16 protein-coding genes, 4 pseudogenes and 1 riboswitch are annotated in these 18,944 nt (G+C 68.7%); of the genes and pseudogenes, 8 read left to right on the top strand and 12 right to left on the bottom strand.

Features of this window, described 5'->3' with window-relative positions; all coding sequences use genetic code 11:
* Window positions 1-108: 108 nt before the first annotated feature.
* A complete protein-coding gene (gene btuB, locus D5301_RS15725; RefSeq protein WP_153856218.1) occupies window positions 109-1,953 on the bottom strand; it encodes a TonB-dependent vitamin B12 receptor in 1,845 nt (614 codons plus the stop codon).
* Between the two features lie 114 nt (window positions 1,954-2,067).
* Window positions 2,068-2,291: riboswitch (cobalamin riboswitch) on the bottom strand.
* Window positions 2,292-2,433: 142 nt separating this feature from the next.
* Between btuB and D5301_RS15730 the strand changes: the two genes are divergently transcribed.
* Window positions 2,434-3,012 (top strand): histidine phosphatase family protein, encoded by a 579-nt coding sequence (locus tag D5301_RS15730; RefSeq protein ID WP_032128728.1) that lies wholly within the window; start codon window positions 2,434-2,436, stop codon window positions 3,010-3,012.
* Window positions 3,013-3,103: 91 nt separating this feature from the next.
* Here D5301_RS15730 and D5301_RS15735 read toward each other — a convergent pair whose 3' ends face one another.
* Window positions 3,104-3,466 (bottom strand): TfoX/Sxy family protein, encoded by a 363-nt coding sequence (locus tag D5301_RS15735; RefSeq protein ID WP_153856219.1) that lies wholly within the window; start codon window positions 3,464-3,466, stop codon window positions 3,104-3,106.
* A complete protein-coding gene (locus tag D5301_RS15740) occupies window positions 3,463-3,945 on the bottom strand; it encodes a GAF domain-containing protein (protein WP_110710949.1) in 483 nt (160 codons plus the stop codon). The genes D5301_RS15735 and D5301_RS15740 overlap by 4 nt, the downstream gene beginning before the upstream one ends.
* A 68-nt stretch (window positions 3,946-4,013) precedes the next feature.
* Between D5301_RS15740 and bioD the strand changes: the two genes are divergently transcribed.
* From bioD to D5301_RS24495, 3 genes and pseudogenes are all read left to right on the top strand, one after another.
* Window positions 4,014-4,697: a dethiobiotin synthase gene (gene bioD / locus D5301_RS15745; protein WP_153856220.1), complete on the top strand. Its 684-nt coding sequence runs from the start codon at window positions 4,014-4,016 to the stop codon at window positions 4,695-4,697.
* A 121-nt stretch (window positions 4,698-4,818) separates the two neighbouring features.
* Window positions 4,819-4,923 (top strand): annotated as a pseudogene (locus tag D5301_RS24490) (dethiobiotin synthase); the annotation flags it as partial.
* A gap of 121 nt (window positions 4,924-5,044) precedes the next feature.
* Window positions 5,045-5,149 (top strand): annotated as a pseudogene (locus tag D5301_RS24495) (dethiobiotin synthase); the annotation flags it as partial.
* Window positions 5,150-5,233: 84 nt separating this feature from the next.
* On the opposite strand, the pseudogene D5301_RS15750 reads toward D5301_RS24495, so the two are convergent.
* Window positions 5,234-5,512: pseudogene (locus tag D5301_RS15750) on the bottom strand (peptidase M20); the annotation flags it as partial.
* Window positions 5,513-5,679: 167 nt separating this feature from the next.
* On the opposite strand from D5301_RS15750, the pseudogene D5301_RS24500 reads away from it, so the two are divergent.
* Window positions 5,680-5,784: pseudogene (locus D5301_RS24500) on the top strand (dethiobiotin synthase); the annotation flags it as partial.
* 75 nt (window positions 5,785-5,859) lie between these two features.
* Here D5301_RS24500 and D5301_RS15755 read toward each other — a convergent pair.
* The 4 genes from D5301_RS15755 to msrB all read right to left on the bottom strand — a co-directional run bounded on the left by D5301_RS15755 (window position 5,860) and on the right by msrB (window position 10,661).
* On the bottom strand, window positions 5,860-7,308 hold the full coding sequence (locus D5301_RS15755; protein WP_153856221.1) for a PLP-dependent aminotransferase family protein: 1,449 nt from the start codon (window positions 7,306-7,308) through the stop codon (window positions 5,860-5,862).
* 256 nt (window positions 7,309-7,564) lie between these two features.
* Window positions 7,565-8,302 carry a peptide-methionine (S)-S-oxide reductase MsrA gene (gene msrA / locus D5301_RS15760; RefSeq protein WP_153856222.1) on the bottom strand — a complete coding sequence of 246 codons (738 nt, stop codon included), beginning with the start codon at window positions 8,300-8,302 and terminating at the stop codon, window positions 7,565-7,567.
* Between the two features lie 14 nt (window positions 8,303-8,316).
* Window positions 8,317-10,086 (bottom strand): cytochrome c biogenesis protein CcdA, encoded by a 1,770-nt coding sequence (locus D5301_RS15765; protein ID WP_153856223.1) that lies wholly within the window; start codon window positions 10,084-10,086, stop codon window positions 8,317-8,319.
* Window positions 10,087-10,088: 2 nt separating this feature from the next.
* Entirely contained in the window at window positions 10,089-10,661 is a 573-nt protein-coding gene (msrB, locus tag D5301_RS15770) for a peptide-methionine (R)-S-oxide reductase MsrB (protein WP_110710953.1), read from the bottom strand.
* Between the two features lie 144 nt (window positions 10,662-10,805).
* Between msrB and D5301_RS15775 the strand changes: the two genes are divergently transcribed.
* Window positions 10,806-11,525, top strand: a complete 720-nt coding sequence (locus D5301_RS15775) for a response regulator transcription factor (protein ID WP_153856224.1) — start codon at window positions 10,806-10,808, stop codon at window positions 11,523-11,525.
* Entirely contained in the window at window positions 11,522-12,991 is a 1,470-nt protein-coding gene (locus tag D5301_RS15780) for a HAMP domain-containing sensor histidine kinase (RefSeq protein WP_153856225.1), read from the top strand. Before D5301_RS15775 ends, D5301_RS15780 begins: the two co-directional genes overlap by 4 nt.
* Here the strand turns inward: D5301_RS15780 and D5301_RS15785 are convergent.
* Complete coding sequence (locus tag D5301_RS15785; RefSeq protein ID WP_110710956.1) at window positions 12,988-14,334, bottom strand: ATP-binding protein; 1,347 nt, start codon at window positions 14,332-14,334, stop codon at window positions 12,988-12,990. The two genes, D5301_RS15780 and D5301_RS15785, sit on opposite strands and share 4 nt — an antisense overlap.
* Window positions 14,331-15,020, bottom strand: a complete 690-nt coding sequence (locus tag D5301_RS15790) for a winged helix-turn-helix domain-containing protein (protein ID WP_004154050.1) — start codon at window positions 15,018-15,020, stop codon at window positions 14,331-14,333. Before D5301_RS15790 ends, D5301_RS15785 begins: the two co-directional genes overlap by 4 nt.
* Before the next feature lie 350 nt (window positions 15,021-15,370).
* Here D5301_RS15790 and asnB point away from each other — a divergent pair, with 350 nt between their 5' ends.
* Complete coding sequence (asnB, locus tag D5301_RS15795; protein WP_110710957.1) at window positions 15,371-17,272, top strand: asparagine synthase (glutamine-hydrolyzing); 1,902 nt, start codon at window positions 15,371-15,373, stop codon at window positions 17,270-17,272.
* A gap of 675 nt (window positions 17,273-17,947) precedes the next feature.
* Here asnB and D5301_RS15800 read toward each other — a convergent pair.
* Window positions 17,948-18,295, bottom strand: a complete 348-nt coding sequence (locus D5301_RS15800) for a phasin family protein (protein WP_107432464.1) — start codon at window positions 18,293-18,295, stop codon at window positions 17,948-17,950.
* Between the two features lie 117 nt (window positions 18,296-18,412).
* Window positions 18,413-18,775: a 6-carboxytetrahydropterin synthase QueD gene (queD, locus tag D5301_RS15805; protein ID WP_005407953.1), complete on the bottom strand. Its 363-nt coding sequence runs from the start codon at window positions 18,773-18,775 to the stop codon at window positions 18,413-18,415.
* Window positions 18,776-18,944: the final 169 nt, after the last annotated feature.

Raw genomic sequence — 18,944 nt, forward strand, 5'->3', positions numbered from 1 at the left:
CCGGGCTGACGCAATGGGTAGTGCCGGCCGCTGGCCGGCAACCCGGGATGCGCTGCCGAAGGTCATGATGTTGCCGGCCAGCGGCCGGCACTACCATGACCGTCGCGGTCACTTCGGCTGGTAACGCACGCTCAGCTGGTACTCGCGGCCGGGCTGGTTGAACCACGCCACGGTCTCGTAGCGGCGATCGAACACGTTGGCGGCACGCGCCAGCAGCGACCACTCCGGCGTCAGCGCGTACTCGGCGCGCAGGTCCAGCGTGCCGTAGCCGCCAACCTTCACCGAGTTGCTGGCGTTGTCATAGCGCTTGCCTGCACCCTGCACGGTCAGGCCGGCGCGGAAATCGCCGAAGCGGCGGTCGATGTCCAGGCGTGCGGTCTGCTGCGCGCGGCGCGGCAGCCAGTTGTCGAACTGGGTGCTGCCGTGGGTGCGGTTGCGCGGGTCGGTATAGCTCAGCTGCGCATTGATGTCGAAGCCGGCCAGCAGCATGCCACCGGTCAGCTCGGCACCGCGGATGCGCGCCTTCTCCACCTGCCGCATCTTCATCGTGGAGGCATCGTAGGTGATCAGGTCATCGATGCGGGTCTCGTACACGTCCAGGCCCCAATGCCAGCCCTGGCCCTGCTGCGAAACGCCGAGATTGGCGCTCTTGGACTTCTCCGGCTTCAACGTCCGCACGCCGCTCCACGGGTCGTACAGGTCGCTGAAAGTCGGTGCCTTGAACGCCGTGCCGTAGCTGGCATTGACGCGCAGGCCGTGCTCCAGTTCCATAGCCCAGCCCACGCTGCCGGTGGCGTGGTTGCCGAACTGCTGGTTGTCGTCGTTGCGCGCGCTGGCCTGCAGCTGGTGGCGGCCGAAGCGGCCCTGGTACTGCACGAACACGCCGGTGTTGCGGCGGCTGTCGACGAGGTAACCCGCGCTGCTGCCATCCAGGTTGTCTTCGCTCCAGTCCACGCCTGCACTCAGCAGCTGGCCCTCGGCCACGCCGAAGTCACCCTGCAGCGAGGCGCTGTCGCGATGGGTCTGTGCGCTGCCGAACACCCCCGGTGCGCCGAAGTTGTCCGACTCGTTGTCACTGCGGCCGACGTTGGCGGTGAACGCCAGGCGTTCGGACGGGGTGTAGCGCACCTTGCCGGCCAGCACCTGCTGGCGGGTCTCCGAGTAGTTGTAGTAGCCGTCGTAGTGGTTCTTGCCGTCGGCACGCAATGCGCTGCCTTCCACGGTCCACTGGTCGTTGAAGCTGTAGCCGCCGCGCAGGCTCTTGGACAGGTTGCGGTAGCCGTCGCGGTCATGCTCGTCGGCAAAGCAGCCCGCGGAGAACACCGATGCGGAGCCGCGGCAGGCATCGATGCCGTCGGAATGCTGGTAGGCGATGTCAGCGCCGAACCAGCCGCGTTCGGTGCCACCGCCGATGCCGCCACTGGCCTCGCGCAGGCCATTGCTGCCGCCACCGAGCTGGAAGTGCGGGGCGAAGTCACCCTGGTTGCGGCGGGTGAAGATCTGGATCACGCCACCGATGGCGTCGGCGCCGTACAGGCTGGACTGCGGGCCACGCACGATTTCCACGCGTTCGATCTGCGCCAGCGGCAGGTCCTGGTACATGGCCAGGCCGAGGTCGGCGCTGTTGATGCGCACGCCATCCACCAGCACCACGGTGTGGCCCGAGTTGGTGCCACGCAGGAACAGCGAGCTCTGCTTGCCCAGGCCGCCGGCATTGGTCAGGTTGATGCCGGCGCGGCCGCGCAGCAGTTCCTGCAGCGAGGTGGCCTGGCTGGATTCGATCTGCGCGCGGTCGATCACCTGGGCCGGCGCGATGCTGTCCTGCAGGGCAATCGGGGTGCGGGTGGCGGTAACCAGGATCTGGTCGAGCGCGGTGGTGTCATCGGCGGCCTGGGCCAGCGCGGGCAGGGCGGCCAGCACGGCCAGGGACAGCATTCGGGACTGCAGCTTCATGGGGGACTCCAGGTGCCACGCACGCCCGCGTGGCGAAGGGGAGGAGCCGCGAATGCAGGCATGCGCCGACGCCGCAGCGCAGGCCGCGGTCATCCAGCGCCATGCCCACCGCATCGCGACCTGAGGCTTCCGGGCCGGTCTCCGGGCTTGCCGCCGGGTGGCGCGAGGCCACCGTCCAGGCGCCTTCCCATGCCTGCGGCACAGTGGCGGTGTTGCCTGGAACTGACGTGCTTACCGTTGCGGGGGCAGCGCCGGCCTGGCGTGGCATCACGCGTCACCGGCTTCCCGTTTCAACCTGCCGGCCGTGGCCGCAGGTCACCTGGAAGTGCGCGCAGTCTACGGCATCGCAGGCGGCCGGTAGCGTCGAGCCTGCTCGACTGCCTTTGCTGAGCCCTTAGAATGGTCCCTCGATCCCGTGGTGCCGTTGCCGATGTCCGCCCGTTTTCCGCTGTTCCCGCGTTGCCTGTACAGGACGCGCGCATGATCCTCGACCTGGTCCGCCATGCCGGCAACGGTCGCGATGAGTTCCTCGATGGCCGCAGCGATCCACCGCAGCTGGCCCGTCTGCCGCAGGAACTGGTCGACGCTTACGCCGCGCAGCCGTGGGAGCGGGTGATCAGTTCGCCGCGGTTGCGCTCGCTGCACACGGCGATGGCCCTGGCCACGCCGCGCGGGCTGGACGTGGAAGCGGACGAGGAATGGGAAGAGCTGGATTTCGGCGATTGGGACGGGCAGTCGCTGTTCGACCTGCCGGAGGACGCATTGGCGGCCTTCCATGCCGACCCGCATGCATTCCCGCCGCCGAACGGCGAAAGCTGGGGCCACTTCGAGCGGCGCATCGCGCGCGCGCTGGATCGCCTGCTTGATGATGACGATCCGGTGCCGACGCTGGTGGTCAGCCACGGCGGCCCGCTGCGCATGGTGCTGTCGCAGGTCTGCGGCCTGCCGATGTCGCTGTGCTGGGCCCTGCGTATTGACCACGGCACACGCCTGCGGGTGTGGCTGGAGCGCGGCGAGGTCGGGCTGGTGGGCGAACTGCTGGAGCTGCAGCAGCCCTGACCGCACTCGCCGGGCATGACCCGGCGCTACCGATCCCGCATCACAGTGGTAGTGCCGGCCGCTGGCCGGCATCCCCAGGAACGCGGAGGCCTCAATCCTCGTCGGCGTGCTCGGCCACGTTGTTTTCCGCGTCATCGTCAGCATCGAAGCGCTGCTCATGCACGGGACCCGAAGCGGGGCCGGCCGCCTTCAGCGGATGCGCGGCGATGCGCGCTTCGTAGTCCTGCACCAGCGCATCACGCTGCGGCTCGCTCAGTTCCTGCCAGTGGCAGTCCAGCAGTGCGCCTTCCAGCGAGTACAACAGGTTCAGGCTGGGCTTGAAGCCCGCGCGCTTGACCTTGACGAAGGCGCCGACCGCGCCGATCGCAACCAGGTCCTCGCGGCTGCGCAGGCCGACCTGGCGCAGCCAGGCTGCACTTTTGGGGCCGATGTTGCGCAGCTTCGGCGCGCTCATCCCAGCGCCTCGACGAACACGCGGGCGATCGCCTCCAGGCCGGCCTGGTCATCGGCATCGAAGCGGCCCACCTTCGGGCTGTCGATGTCAAACACGCCGATCAGTTCATCGCCGCGCAGCAGCGGCACCACCAGTTCCGAGCGCGAGGCCGAATCGCAGGCGATGTGGCCGGGAAAGGCGTCGACGTCCTCCACGCGCTGGGTCACGCGCTGGCTGGCGGCGGCACCGCACACGCCCTTGTCCAACGGGATGCGCACGCAGGCTGGCAGGCCTTGGAACGGCCCGACCACCAGCTCCTTGCCGTCGTACAGGTAGAAGCCCACCCAGTTCAGGTCGGGCAGTGCGTGGTAGACCAGTGCGGAGAGGTTGGCCGCGTTGGCGATGCGGTCGGACTCGCCGTAGACCAGGCCACGGGCCTGTTCCAGCAGCTGGGCGTATTGTTCCGGCTTGCTGCCGGTAAGCGAGGCATTGGCGAACATGCCCGCAGTCTAGCAAGCGCGCCGGGCCGGCGATAATGCACGCTCTGTTGCCCCGTTGGAGCCCATCGATGCCGTTGCCCGCCACGCTGCCGCCCGCCCTGTTCGTTACCGGCACCGATACCGAGATTGGCAAGACCGCAGCCAGTACCGCGCTCTTGCATGCACTGCGCCGGCGCGGCCTGCGTGCGGTGGGCATGAAGCCGGTGGCCAGTGGCAGTGAAGATCTGGGGCAGGGCCTGCGCAACGAGGACGCGCTGGCGCTGCAGGCGGCCAGTTGGCCGGTGCCGGACTATGCCGACCTGAACCCGTACGCGCTGCGGCAGCCGCTGGCGCCAGAGCTGGCCGCTGCCGAGGATGGCGTGCAGGTGGAGCTGGCGCCGATCGTGGCCGCGTTCGAACGTCTGCGAGCGCGGGCCGACGTTGTGGTGGTGGAGGGCGTGGGCGGTTGGCTGGCGCCGGTCTCGGCCACGCTGGACCAGCTGGACCTGGTGCGTGTACTGCGGCTGCCGGTGCTGCTGGTGGTGGGCATGCGGCTGGGCTGCGTCAACCATGCGCGGCTGACCACGCAGTCATTGCAGGCCAGCGGCGTGGAGTGCCTGGGCTGGATCGGCAACCACATCGACCCGGCGATGCAGCGCCAGGACGAGAACATCGCCACGTTGCAGCAGCGCCTGCCGATGCCGTGCTGGGGGCGGCTGCCGCATCTGCCGGGTGCGAATGGCGAAGCGCTGTCGGCGTACCTGCTCGAGTGACCCTGGGTAGTGCCGGCCGCTGGCCGGCAACTGCATCCACCCGGCGATCCCGAGGTTGCCGGCCAGCGGCCGGCACTACCGTGTTGCAGCTGTCAGCTCCCGCGCAATCGCACCCAGTCGTTCCATTGCGACGTTGCAGCAGCGCCTGCCGATGCCGTGCTGGGGGCGGCTGCCGTATCTGCCGGGAGCGGATGGCGAAGCGCTGTCGGCGTACCTGCTTGCGTGACCCTGGGTAGTGCCGGCCGCTGGCCGGCAACTGCATCCACCCGGCGATCCCGAGGTTGCCGGCCAGCGGCCGGCACTACCGTGTTGCAGCTGTCAGCTCCCGCGCAATCGCACCCAGTCGTTCCATTGCGACGTTGCAGCAGCGCCTGCCGATGCCGTGCTGGGGGCGGCTGCCGTATCTGCCGGGAGTGGATGGCGAAGCGCTGTCGGCGTACCTGCTCGAGTGATCCTGGGTAGTGCCGGCCGCTAGCCGGCAACCTCATGAACCTTCGGAAAGAGCAGGGAGTTGCCGGCCAGCGGCCGGCACTACCTCAACGGCGGGCCGCTTCGCTCTTGTCGCGCGCGCCGCGGAACTCCGATTCCTTTTCCCACGTCGGCCAGCGGCGGCTGTTGGCCAGCTCGGCGCCCAGGTCGTAGACCAGCAGGGTGTCGGCGGCGTGGCCGCTCGGGTCCCAGCTCGGGGTCCAGGCATCGCAGGCCTGGTGGTAGCAGTCAGCGAAGTACTTCTCGCGCAGCGCGCGGCCGGCTTCAACGCCGCCGTCCAGCTTGTCCAGCCCCGGGCCGATGGTGATCGCCGGCACGCCNTATCTGCCGGGAGCGGATGGCGAAGCGCTGTCGGCGTACCTGCTTGCGTGACCCTGGGTAGTGCCGGCCGCTGGCCGGCAACTGCATCCACCCGGCGATCCCGAGGTTGCCGGCCAGCGGCCGGCACTACCGTGTTGCAGCTGTCAGCTCCCGCGCAATCGCACCCAGTCGTTCCATTGCGACGTTGCAGCAGCGCCTGCCGATGCCGTGCTGGGGGCGGCTGCCGTATCTGCCGGGAGCGGATGGCGAAGCGCTGTCGGCGTACCTGCTTGCGTGACCCTGGGTAGTGCCGGCCGCTGGCCGGCAACTGCATCCACCCGGCGATCCCGAGGTTGCCGGCCAGCGGCCGGCACTACCGTGTTGCAGCTGCCAGCTCCCGCGCGATCGCACCGAGCCGCTCCACCGCGCCGATGAAGCGCGCATCCAGCGTCTGGCAGCATGACAGCCGCAGGCAGTGGCGGTAGCGCGCGCCGCGCGAATACACCTGGCCGGGCATGAACACGATGTCCTCCTGCAATGCACGCTCGAACAGCTCGCGCGTGTCCACGCCCGGCAGTTCCAGCCACAGCAGGAAGCCGCCCTGCGGTTCGGTGGCACGGGTGCCGGCCGGGAAGTGTTCGGCCACCAGCTGGCGCAGCCGTCCCACCTGTTCGCGGTACAGCCGGCGCATGCGGTGAAGGTGATGCTCGTAGCTGCCGGCTTCCAGATACGCCGCCACCGCATCGCCGAGCAGTTGCGGCTCGCCACCGGTGGACTGGAATTTCAGCAGCGCGATGCGCTCGGCGAAGCGGCCGCCATCCAGCCAGCCGATGCGGTAGTCCGGTGCCAGTGTCTTGGAGAACCCACCGACCACCATTACCCAGCCGTCGCGATCGAAGGCCTTCAGCAAGGGCGCCGGCGGTTCGCAGAACTGCAGTTCGGCGTACACCGCATCCTCGATCAGCGGCAGTTGCCGTGCGTTGACCAGCTCGGCCAGGCGCTGTTTGGCGGCGGTCGGCATGGTACAGCCCAGTGGGTTGTGCACGGTGGGCATCACCACCAGTGCGGCCAGCGGGGTGTGCTCCAGCAGCGCATCCAATGCGTCGACATCCAGCCCGTGCTGCGGGTGGGTGGGCAGCTCGATGGCCTGAAGGCCGAGGTTGGCCAGCAAGGGGTACAGGTTGAAGTAGGACGGCGCCTCGATGCCCACCGCATCACCGGGCTGGGTAACCGCACGCAACGCCAGCTGCAGGGCTTCCATCGCGCCGTGGGTCAGCAGCAGCCGCTCGCTGTGGGTGTGCAGGCCCATGCGTGGACCACGGCGCACGATCTGCGCCAGCAGCCGGGGTGAACCGTTGGGGCGCGCGTAGGTCTCCACCGTCTGCTGGCCGTGGCGCAGCACCTGCGCGGTGTGACGGGCCAGCTGCGCGCCCGGATAGAACTGGCGGCCGCGCGGACCGGCGAAGGCCAGGTCGATCACTCCGGAGCGACGTTGTGCCTCCAGTACGCGAGCCATCAACACCTGCTGCAGCGGCGCGGTGGGCGCAGACGGCGTGTCGCGCAGCGAACGTTCCGGCACCGACAATCGCGGCGCGACCTCGAAGCCGGCTTTGGGCCGCGGAATGACCAGGCCGGCGTCCTCCAGCTGGCGATAGGCCGCAATCACCGTGTTCAGGCTGAGCCTGCGCTGCAGGGCCATCTGCCGCAGCGACGGCAGGCGGCTGCCGACCGGAAGGCGTCCGCCGTGGATGGCCTCCGCCAGTTCGTCGGACAGCCGTTGGTAGCGGGGTGGGATCATCGCGCTCTGGTCATCTGTATCCATCGAATTTCCCGCCATCTGGTGCTGTACCCATGATGATGGCGAGCCTAGCATGTCGTCGTCGGCCGGGCCTGATCGGGGCACGGCCGGTACTTTCGAAACGCACGGCCGGATGGCCGTGCGTCTTTTTTTGGTAGTGCCGGCCGCTGGCCGGCAATCCCCTTGGACCGCAGGAGCCGGCCAGCGGCCGGCACTACCCGGGGCGTTACCGCATTGGCAGGAGCGTCACCGAGCGCCAGCCGGCCCCATGGAAATGCCGTCAGCGCATCGGCACCAGCGCTGCGTCGCGCCGGTACAGCGCCGGGAACTGCTTGCCCAGTGCGGCCAGCTTCGGTGCGTCGTAGTAGCGGATGTAGGCCGCCTGCGGGTAGTTGGTCATGTAGTTCTGGTGGTAGCTCTCGGCCGGGTAGAAGCGCTGGCCGCTGACCAGCTGGGTGACGATCGGTGCGCGGTAGCTGCCGGCCTGGCCGAGCTGGGCGATGTAGGCGCGGCTGGCCGCCTGCTGGCGGGCGTCATCACTGAAGATCGCCGAGCGGTACTGGCTGCCCTGGTCCGGCCCCTGCCGATTGAGCTGGGTCGGGTCGTGCACCACCGAGAAGAACACCTGCATCAGCTGGCCATAGCTGAGCTGGCGCGGGTCGTAGTCGATCTTCACCGCTTCGGCATGACCAGTCTGGCCGCTGCTGACACGCTCGTAGCGCGCATTGGCAGCGCTGCCGCCGATATAGCCGGACACCGCATTGCTCACGCCCTTGACGTGCTGGAACACGCCCTGCACACCCCAGAAGCAACCGCCGGCGAACACCACGCTGGCATGGGTGGCGTCATCGCGGAACGCGGCGTCGCCGCTGGGCGCAGGTAGCGCCTTGACCTGCGCGCTGGCTTCCAGCGGTGCCGCGACTGCGCCATGGTCGACCAGCAGCACGCCAGCGATCAATGCAGTAGCCACCAATCCGGCGACACCGGCGGCGATGCCCTGTTCAAAGGAGAGTTTCATCATGTCCTCCCGGTTCAACCGAAGGTGAAGGCATAGGCCTGCACGCCCGCATCGAGAAATTCGATCTCGAAGCGATGCGGGCCGACCGCGCCGCGCTGGCGCACCAGCTGGTACAAGCGGTGTTCGTTGACCACGCCGCTGCCATCGGCGCCGACATCGCTGCCGGCATCGGCGGCGGGCAGCGGCTTGCCATCCAGCCAGACGCGGAAGCGCACTGGCTTGCCGTCCTCGCTCGGTGCCAGCACCAGGTGCAGGTCACGTGCGTGGAACTGGAAGGCGATGCGGCCACCGGCCTGCTGCAGCTGTGCGGCCTCGTCGGTGACGGTCCAGCGCCCGGACAGTCCCCATTGGTTCAACGCCAGGGTGGCCGGCAGCGTGTAGTCGAACGCGGTGTCGCTGCGCTGCCCGCCGGGCGAGGCGAACTGCTCTGCGCGGGCGTGGCCCAGGTAGGTTTCCGGCGAACGCAGGTTGCCCATGTCGGCCTGCACGGCCACGCCCTTCAGGTCGGCGGCAGCGGGATCGGCGGGTGGTGGCAGATTGGTCTGCCCGGCTTCGGTCAGCAGGCGACGGATCATTTGTTCCGAGCGCGCATAGTTGCCCTCGCCGAACTGATGGCCGCGGATATTGCCCTGCGCGTCGACGAAGTACTGTGCCGGCCAGTAGCGGTTGTTGAAGGCGCGCCAGATCGTGTACTGGTTGTCGAGCGCCACCGGGTACTCGACCTTCAGCTGCTGCACCGCCTTCATCACGTTGCGTGGGTCACGCTCGAAGGCGAACTCCGGCGTGTGCACGCCGACCACCACCAGGCCGTGGTCGCGGTAGCGGCGCTCCCATTCGTGCACGAACGGCATCGCGCGCAGGCAGTTGATGCAGGAATAGGTCCAGAAATCGACCAGCACCACCTTGCCGCGCAGCTGCTGTGGACTCAGTGGCGGGCTGTTGAGCCAGCCGGTGGCGCCATCCAGCGCGGGCAGGGTGCCCTCCACCGGCAGCGGTGCATCGGCACCGGCATTGGCACCGGCCATCATCATCATCGGCGGTGCAGCCGGCTGCGCGCCCGGCACTGCGTCCAGCAGGCTTTGCTCGATGCGCGCGGTGCTGACCGTGGACAGTCGGGTCAGCAGGCCGGTATCCCAGCCGAGGCCGATCGCCACGACGGCCAGCAGCGCGGCCACGCCCAGTACCTTGCGCAGGACATCGCCGAGGCCGAGCCGCGCCTGCATCGCGCGGAACACCCGGCCGCCGATCCACACCGCCAGCGCCAGTGCGGTGATCGCACCCAGTGCATAGGCCAGTAGCAGCGCAGTGGTGCCGACGCTGGCGCCATGCAGGGCGGCGCCGGTCAGCACCAGGCCGAGGATCGGCCCGGCGCACGGTGCCCACAGCAGGCCAGTGGCGATGCCGATCAGCAGCGAGGTCCACGCGCCGCCGTGCCCCGCGGCATCCGCCGCATCGGCGCGTGCGCTCAGGCGGGCACCCACGCGCTGGAACGGTGCCAGCAGGTGGTCGGCCAGCCGCGGCCAGAGCAGCGCGATCGCGAACAGCGCCATCAGCAGCAGGGCGATCCAGCGTCCGACCTGGTTGGCCTGTGCCACCCATTGGCTGCCCACCGCGGCAAGGCTGGCGACCACGGTGAAGGTGAGCGCCATGCCCAGCAGCAGCGGCAGCGTGCTGCGCAGGAACGGACGGTCGGCACGCGCGAACACGAACGGCAGCACCGGCAGGATGCAGGGGCTGAGCAGGGTCAGCGCGCCCCCCAGATAGGCAAGCAGCAACAGCAGCATCGTCAGGCTCCGGAAGCAGGGGAAGAACCGACCGGCACCCGCCAGCCGTCGGCAGTGCCATCAGTGGCACCGGGAACGAACACCATCGCCGCACCGTTCATGCAGTAGCGCAGTCCGGTAGGGCGTGGCCCATCGTTGAACACATGGCCGAGATGGCCGCCGCAGCGGCGGCAGTGCACCTCCACCCGCAGCATCCCGAAGGTGACGTCGCGGTCTTCGCCGATGGCGTTGTGCAGCGGCGCCCAGAAGCTGGGCCAGCCGGTGCCGCTTTCGAACTTGGTGGAGGAGGAGAACAGCGGCAGTGCACAGCCGGCGCAGGCGAAGGTGCCCTGCCGGTGTTCCTTGTTGAGCGGGCTGCTCCACGGCCGTTCGGTGGCCTGCTGGCGCAGCACCGCGTACTGCGCCGGGGTCAGGCGCTGGCGCCACTCGGCATCACTGTGCATGACCTCGAACTGTCGCGACGGACGCGCTTCGGCGGCGGCCGGGGCGGCGCGGCTGCAGGCCCCCAGGCCGAGCAGCCCGGCGGCGGTGGCAACACCGCCCAGGCCCAGCAGATGGCGGCGGGAGAGGGACATGGCGGACTCCGGGAAGGGGCGACGGGGCCATGCTGCGCCCGCCCGGGTCAACGAATCCTCACGCAGGATTCAATTTTTCGTGAGGTATCGGCGGCCGTCCCGCGCCACAATGCAGCCAGCCTCCCCACTGGCCCCGAGCTGCTGATGTCCGCCAAACGCGTGCTGATCGTTGAAGATGATGCCCACATCGCCGACCTGCTGCGCATGCATCTGGGCGATGAGGGTTACGACGTCGCCCATGCCGCCAGCGGCGATGCCGGCCTGCGCCTGCTCGAGCAGGACGGCCCGTGGGATGCGCTGGTGCTGGACGTGATGCTGCCCGGCGTGGACGGGCTGCAGGTGTGCCAGCGCGCACGCGCGATGGCACGCTACGTGCCGATCATCATCATCAGTGCGCGTGGCAGCGAAACCCAGCGCATCGTTGGCCTGGAGCTCGGCGCGGACGATTACCTGGCAAAGCCCTTTTCGATGCCGGAACTGGTGGCACGGGTGCGCGCGCTGCTGCGCCGCGCCGAGGCGATGGCGCAGAGCGCGCGCATCGATGCCGGTGCGATCGAGCTGGGCGGGCTGCGGCTGGATCCGGTGGCGCGCACCGCGTCGGTGGATGGCAATGCGCTGGAACTGACCCCGCGCGAGTTCGACCTGCTGTTGTTCTTCGCCCGTCACCCGGACCAGGTGTTCGCACGCATGGAACTGCTCAACCAGGTCTGGGGCTACCAGCACGATGGTTACGAGCACACGGTCAACACCCACATCAACCGCCTGCGCAGCAAGATCGAACCCGACCCGGCGAACCCGCGGCGATTGCTGACGGTGTGGGGCCGCGGCTACAAGCTGGTCGATCCGGCCGGGGCGGCGGCATGATCAAGCCGAACCTGTGGCAGAAGCTGGCGGTGGTGACCGCCGCGCTGATGCTGATGTGCTGCATGGCGCTGCTGGCACTGCAGATGCGCGCCAACACCCGCCACGAGCAGGAGGTGGTGCAGCGGTTGTCGCTGGGCCTGGCCGAGCACATCGCCCAGCGCAGCGAGCTGATGGATACCAGCGGCATGCGCGATGCCGCGGTGCGCGCGCTGTTCGGCCAGTTGATGGCGGTCAATCCCAGCGTCGAGGTCTATCTGCTGGACGACCAGGGACGCATCCTGGGCCACGATGCGCCCAGCGGCCATCTGGTGCGCAACAAGGTGGACGTGGCACCGCTGCGCCGTCTGCTGTCGGGTGCGCCACTGCCGATCCTCGGCGATGACCCGCGCAGTGCCGATGGCCGCAAGGTGTTCAGTGCCGCACCGTTGATCGTGCAGGGCCGCCAGGCCGGCTATGTGTACGTGGTGCTGGTCGGCGAGCACCGGCAGATGCTGGCCGACGATCTCGCCGCGGGCAGCCAATGGAACACCACGCTGTGGTCAGTCGTGCTGGTGGGGGGCCTCGGCCTGCTGGCCGGGCTGGTGGCGTTCTACTGGGTGACCCGCCCACTGCGGCGGCTGATCCGGCGCATCCAGGCGTTCGACATCGACGCGCCGACCCCACTGCCGCCGCCAGAGCCACTGCGGCCCGGTGAGCGCGATGAACTGGTGATCCTGGAACACGCGCACGCGCAGATGGCGCAGCGGCTGGGTGAGCAATGGCAGCAGTTGCGCCAGCAGGACCTGCAGCGGCGCGAACTGGTGGCCAACATCTCGCATGACCTGCGCACGCCGTTGTCGTCGCTGCACGGCTATCTGGAAACGCTGGCGCTGAAGGACGCCACGCTGTCGCCGGACGAGCGCCGCCGCTACCTCGGCATTGCGCTGGCGCAGAGCGCCAAGGTCGGTCGCCTGGCACGCGCGCTGTTCGAGCTGGCGCGGCTGGAACATGGCGAAGTGCGCCTGGAGTGGGAAGTGTTCGCGCTGCCGGAACTGCTGCAGGACGTACTGCAGAAGTTCGAGCTGGCCGCGCAGGCGCGTGGCCAACAGCTGCACGCGGCGTTTCCGCCCGGCCTGCCGCTGGTCCGCGCCGACCTGGGCCTGGTCGAGCGGGTGCTGACCAATCTGCTCGACAACGCGCTGCGGCATGCGCCCGACGGTGGCCAGATCGAGGTGCGCCTGCGTGCCACGCCCGACAGCGTGGAGGTCAGCGTGGCCGATGATGGCCCCGGGGTGGCGCCAGCGCTGCGAAACCAGTTGTTCCAGGCGCCGGCCGCGCTGGGCGCGCGGCGCGGCGAGAACGGCGGATTGGGCCTGTTGATCGTGCAGCGCATCGTGCAGCTGCATGGCCGCAGGATCGAGCTGCGCGACAGCGAGCGGGGCGCGCTGTTCGTATTTGCCTTGCCGCGTGCGGAGCCAGCGGCCTAGCAGGCCGCTTCGCACTCCACGATGCCGCCGGTCTCCAGCGGCAGGTGCAGGCGGATACAGGCACCGCCCAACTCCGAATCGGTGACCTCGACGTGGCCGCCATGCTTGTCGGCCACCACCTGCACCAGCGCCAGGCCGAGGCCGAAACCGGGGCTGCCCGGGTCCAGCCGGACGTAAGGCTGCAGCACCTGGCCGCGCAGTTCCGGCGCGATGCCGGGACCGTCGTCCTCCACCTGCAGGCACAGCCAGCCGTCGTTGACCGTGCTGGCGATGCGGATCTGCCGCCGCGCATAACGAAGGGCATTGCCGAGCAGGTTGCGCAGCGCCAGTTCCAGCATGTGCCGATTGACGTTGACCAGGCCTACCGGTGACAGTGCCTGCTGCACCGGCATTGGCAGCGGTGCGAACTGGGCCACCACGCCACGTACCAGCGCCGCCAGCTGCAGGCGCTGGCGGGTCAGCTGATGGCAGCGACCGAGTGCGGCGTACTCGACGCCGGCATCGGTGAGGTGCTGCAAGCGATCGACGTCGGTGCGCAGCCCGCCCAGTGCATCGCGCTGCACATCATCGAGCGCGGTGTCCTCCAGGTCGGCCAGGCCGAAACGCATCCGCGCCAACGGCGTGCGTACTTCGTGCGCCACCGCCTGCGCCAGCACGCGCTGGCTTTCCAGCAGCTGCTGCAGCTGCTCGGCCATGTGGTTGAAGGCATTCGCCAACGGCCGTACCAGGGCAGTACCGGCACGCGGTGCACGCGTGTCCAGCTGGCCGTCGCGCATCTGCCGCGCCGCCTGGGCCAGCTGAGAGACGTCGCGCCACAGCCGGTAGACCATCACGTACATCGGCAGTGCCACCGCCACCATCAGGATCAGCAGCAGGATCGCCACACCGGATACTTCGCTGTCCTGCCAGCCTTCATCCGGCAGCGCTTCGTCCAGCGGCCCCAGCATCACCGCATAGTCGCTGTCGCCGATCCGCTGCAGGCTGCGCATGTGCTCCAGGTCGATCTGCACGCGGCCGTTGTTGAACGGCGGGCGTTGGCTGGCCGGCAGCTCCTTTACTGCCTCGGCCAGCGGCACCATGCGCAGCGCGTAGGCGAAATCGGCGTCGAGTTCGCGCGCCAGCGCCGGCCACTGCTCGCGTGGTGTCTCGGCGAAGCGATGCTGCAGCAGCGCATGTGTGCCGCGCATCTCGGCCTGCAGTCCGGCTTCAGTGCGGTCTTCCAGCAGGGCATCCCAGGCCCACAGGCCCAGCACGATCAGCAACAGGTGGGCAACCAGGAAGCCGATGCCGTAGCGCAGGAAGTGGAAGGCGTGGCCGCGCATCGCCGAGGGTGTGCGTTTCATCCCCATGCCGAGCGGCTGAACAGGTAGCCGCGGCCACGGACGGTCTTGATCCGTTCCGGCTGCTCGGGGTTGTCGCCCAGCTTGCGGCGCAGGCGCGAGATGCGGGCATCGATCGAACGATCCAGGCCATCGAAGGCGATGCCACGCAGGCCGCGCAGCAGCGCGTCGCGGTCCAGGATCTGGCCGGCATTGCTGGCCAGCAGGAACAACAGGTCGAACTCGGCGGTGGTGAGCTCCAGCAGGGCGCCCTGCAGGTGCACATTACGGGTGGACGGGTCGATGTTCAGCTCGCCGAAGCGCAGGCTGCCATCCCGCGGTTCGACCCGGCGGTGGCGGCGCAGGTGGGCGCGCAGGCGGGCCAGCAGTACCCGCGGCTCGATCGGCTTGCCGATGTAGTCGTCGGCGCCCAGCTCCAGCCCCAGCACCTGGTCGATGTTGTCGGTACGGGCCGTCAGCACGCAGATGATGCCATCGTAGTGGGGTCGGATCTGCCGACACACTTCGAAACCATCCTGGTCCGGCAGGCCGACATCGAGCAGGACCAGGGCCGGCTTCTCGGCCAGGATCCGGGTCACCGCACGCTCGCCGCTGCGTTCGTGGGCGACCTGGTAACCATGCCGCTGCAGATAGTCACTGACCATCGTACCCAGGCGGGCATCGTCTTCGACCAGTACGATATCCAGCATTTTCAAGGCCTCCGTGGGCGCAAACGTACCGCCACGGCACGAGCGCGGCGATGCTATCCCAGCCGTCGGGCCACCCGGGTCCAGGGGGCGGGCGCCATTCAGCCGGGGTTGCTGGCGCACGGGCCGGGTCTCAGCCCCGGCAACAACTTGGCGCCCAGCATAGCCGGTTGCCGTTACAAAACGTTACCTTCGTGATACGTCCGGTGACCATCGCTGACAGCAAAGCGACTGACGCCGGGTGGGGGACGGGCCGAGCATGGAGTCTCCTCCGTTCCGCGTGCCGTCCCCATGTCGCCCGCCGCCCTCTGCCTGCTGAACCCGTCCTGCCGTTGCCGCTGCGGAGGTGCCCGATGAGCGGCGTGGTCGGGGCCTGGCTGCCGCCGGCCGAGGACGAGCACCTGCTGCAGCAGCTGGCGCCGATGCTGCGCGCCCTGCAGCAACGCGGCCGCGGCCGGATCGGCTACTGGACCGACGCCGAGGCCGGCCTCGCATTGGGCCACTGCCGGGCGCCGACCGACACCCCGCTGCAGCCGCTGAGCTCGGACTGCGGCCGTTACGTGCTGTGCCTGGATGGGCGCCTGTACAACCGCGTTGATCTACAGTCGCAGCTGCGTGATCTGCCGCGCAGCTGCAGCGATGCCCGCGTGCTGCTGCAGGCGATCGTCGAGTGGGGCGTGGAGCGGGCGCTGTCGCGCATCGAGGGCGCCTTCGGTTTCAGTGTGTGGGACCGCGAATCGCGTGAGCTGTGGCTGGCCCGTGACCCGGTGGGCGAGCGGCCGCTGTATTACGGCTGGTACCAGGGACAGTTCCTGTTTGCCTCCGAGCTGAAGGCGCTGCAGGCGTTCGCCGGCTTTGCCCCAAGCATTGATCAGGACGCACTGAGCCTGCTGCTGCGCCATGACTATGTGCCGGCGCCGCACACCATCTACCGCGGCATCCACAAGCTGGTGGCGGGCGCGATGCTGCGCATCGATCTCAGCGACCATGCCGCGGGTTACTCCAGCCAGGCCGCGCAGGGGGGCGCGCGCTACTGGTGCGCACGCGATGCGATGCAGAGCGCACTGCAGGAACCGCTGCAGCCGGCGCCGAGCCTGGAGCAGGCGACCGACCAGCTGGAAGCTGTGCTGCAGAAGGCCATCGCCGCGCGCATGCATTCGCCGCTGGCCTGCGGTGCGTTCCTGTCCGGCGGCACCGATTCCTCGCTGGTGACGGCGATGATGCAGGCACAGTCGACGCTTCCGATCGAAGCGTGGACGGTCGGCTTCGATGATCCCGGCCATGATGAGAGCGACTGGGCCTCGCAGGTCGCGCGCCATCTGGGTGTGCAGCACCACCTGCACCGGATGGACGCGCGGCAGGGCCTGGATCTGCTGCAGCGGCTGCCGCAGGTCTGGTGCGAGCCGTTCGCTGATGCGTCGCAGCTGCCGACGCTGCTGGCCAGTGAACTGTTGGGCGCGCGCAAGCCGGTGGCGCTGACCGGCGACGGCGGTGATGAACTGTTCTTCGGTCATCCCAGCTATGGCCGCGCACTGCGTAATGCACGCCTGTGCGGTGGCTTGCCGGACTGGGTGCGTGACCTGGCGCGGCGCAGTGGCAACCGCATGAACGTGGAGCGTGGCCGCCTGGGCGGCTGGCGTGCGCTGGTGGCCGAGGTTGCCGCCAACGATGTGGAAGGGCATTACCTGCAGCGAGTGACGCGCTGGCGGCAGCCGGCGCAGGTGGTGCTGGGCGCACGTGAGCCGATGACGATCTTCCAGCAGCAGGACACTGCGCTGCCGGCCGAGGCGCGCATCCAGCTGTTGGATTTCCGCATGGATCTGGCCGAGGGCATCCTCGCCAAGGTCGATCGCGCGGGCATGGCGGCGGGCGTGGAGACGCGTGCGCCGCTGCTGGACATGGAGGTGGTGCGCCTGGCCTGGCGCCTGCCGCAGCACCTGAAGTACCACGATGGGGAGCACAAGCGGATTCTGAAGCACCTGCTGGCGCGCTACCTGCCGGAACCGCTGGTGTATCGCCCCAAGCGCGGTTTCGGTCCGCCGATGGCGCGCTGGTTGGCCGGCCCGCTGCGCGATTGGGCGGAGGCGCTGCTGGATCCGCAGCTGCTGCGCAACCAGGGGTGTTTCGATGTTGCGCGCGTGCGCGGTATCTGGGAGGCGTTCCTGCGTGGTGAGCGCAAGTGGCACACGCACCTGTGGAACGTGCTGATGTTCCAGGCGTGGCATCAGCACTGGCACGGTGGTCGCGGGCGCTGAGCCGTTCCTGCATCGCGAGCGGCGGTTTCATTCTGCGCGGCGCAGGGCGGATGCCCTTGCGTGCGAATGTCCTCCGGTGCCGGCCTGTGGCCGTCACCTCCCCCTTTACTTCGCACGCAAGGGCATCCGCCCTGCGTTCGGAGTTCCTCGGCGCCTCATTGAGCCGCTGCCGCGATCGCTGCGCTTTACTCACCGCACCCCGGCGGGGCCTATCAGTTCCTGGCGAATCGGGACGCAGACGCGCTTGTGGCGGTTTGTTCTGCGCGGCGCAGGGCGGATGCCCTTGCGTGCGAATGTCCTCCGGCGCCGGCCGTTGGCCGTCACCTCCCCCTTTACTTCGCACGCAAGGGCCTCCGCCCTGCGTTCGGAGTTCCTCGGCGCCTCATTGAGAGGCTGCCGCGAGCGTTGCGCTCTCCTCACCGCACGCCGAGCCTCGTCGGGGCGGGCAGCGGGCTGGGCAAAGTAAAGGAGGAGGTGACGGCCAACGGCCGGCGCCGGGGGACATTTGCCCAGGCCCCTGCCCACCCCGGCGAGGCCCATCAGTTCGCGGCGATTCCGGACGAAGACGCGCTTCGCGATCCGAACGCCAGGCAAAAAAAGACCCGGCAGAGGGAGGGATCTGCCGGGTCCGGATTGCGTGGGGGGAGGGACCCACGCAATGAGCGTTGCGTCGCGTCAGTGGTTGCTCGCGTCCGCCGTTGATTCGTTGTAGCCCTGCACCAGTTCGGACCAGGCCTTGCCGGCCTGCAGGCCGAGGCCGACCACGTCCTGCTGGGCCTGGCCCAGCCGCTGCAGGTTGTCCTGCCACAGCTGCGCCCCCTTGTTGAGCATCCCGGCCGCATCCTCGCTGCGGGCCAGTTCGCCCAGCCAGCCGCTGGTCGCGGTCAGGTTGCGCTCCATCACCTTCAGCTGCACGCCGAACATGCTTTCCGCGTTCTCCAACGCCAACCGGTTCGCACGCGTTGCCGCGGCGGCGAGCTGGCGGGTGGCATCACTGAAGCGATCGCTGAAGGCGGCGGCCATGGGGACATCAGGGAGTGGCTTGATGCATTGCAGCATACGCCGTTGATGTGGCAATGCAACAAAAATAACAAAGGCGCCCAAGGCGCCTTTGAAATGCCTTTCAGATCAATGGGTTGATCAGGCCGTCGGGCCGCGGTAACGGCAACCCGAGGTGCAGGTTTCGTGCACGGTGATCTCGCTCAACGCCGGCAGGCTGGGCTTGAGTTCGTTCCAGATCCACACCGCCAGGTTCTCGCTGGTCGGATTCTCCAGGCCGGGGATGTCATTGAGGTAGTGATGGTCCAGGCGGTCATAGATCGGCTGGAAGGCCGCCTTGACGTCGCCGAAGTCCATGATCCAGCCGGTCTGCGCACCCGGCTCGCCCTCGACCTTCAGTTCCACCCGGAACGAGTGGCCGTGCAGGCGCGCGCACTTGTGCCCCGGCGGCACGTTGGGGAGGCGGTGCGCCGCCTCAAGCATGAAGACTTTGAAGATTTCCATGGCGCGATTGTACGCCGCAGGTGGCCGGGCAGCCTGAGCGGATGTTGGGTCTTCGTGAAGAAGTTCTTTCCATCCGGATGAAGAGATGATAGTTTCTCTTATATCCGTATGAAGAGATGTTATTGGCCGGACCCCGGCCAGGCATGGACTACTGCGGAACTTCGTCGTC

Origin of the sequence: Stenotrophomonas sp. MH181796, from assembly GCF_009659995.1 — a bacterium.
In the GTDB taxonomy this organism is placed as follows: Bacteria; Pseudomonadota; Gammaproteobacteria; order Xanthomonadales; family Xanthomonadaceae; genus Stenotrophomonas; species Stenotrophomonas riyadhensis.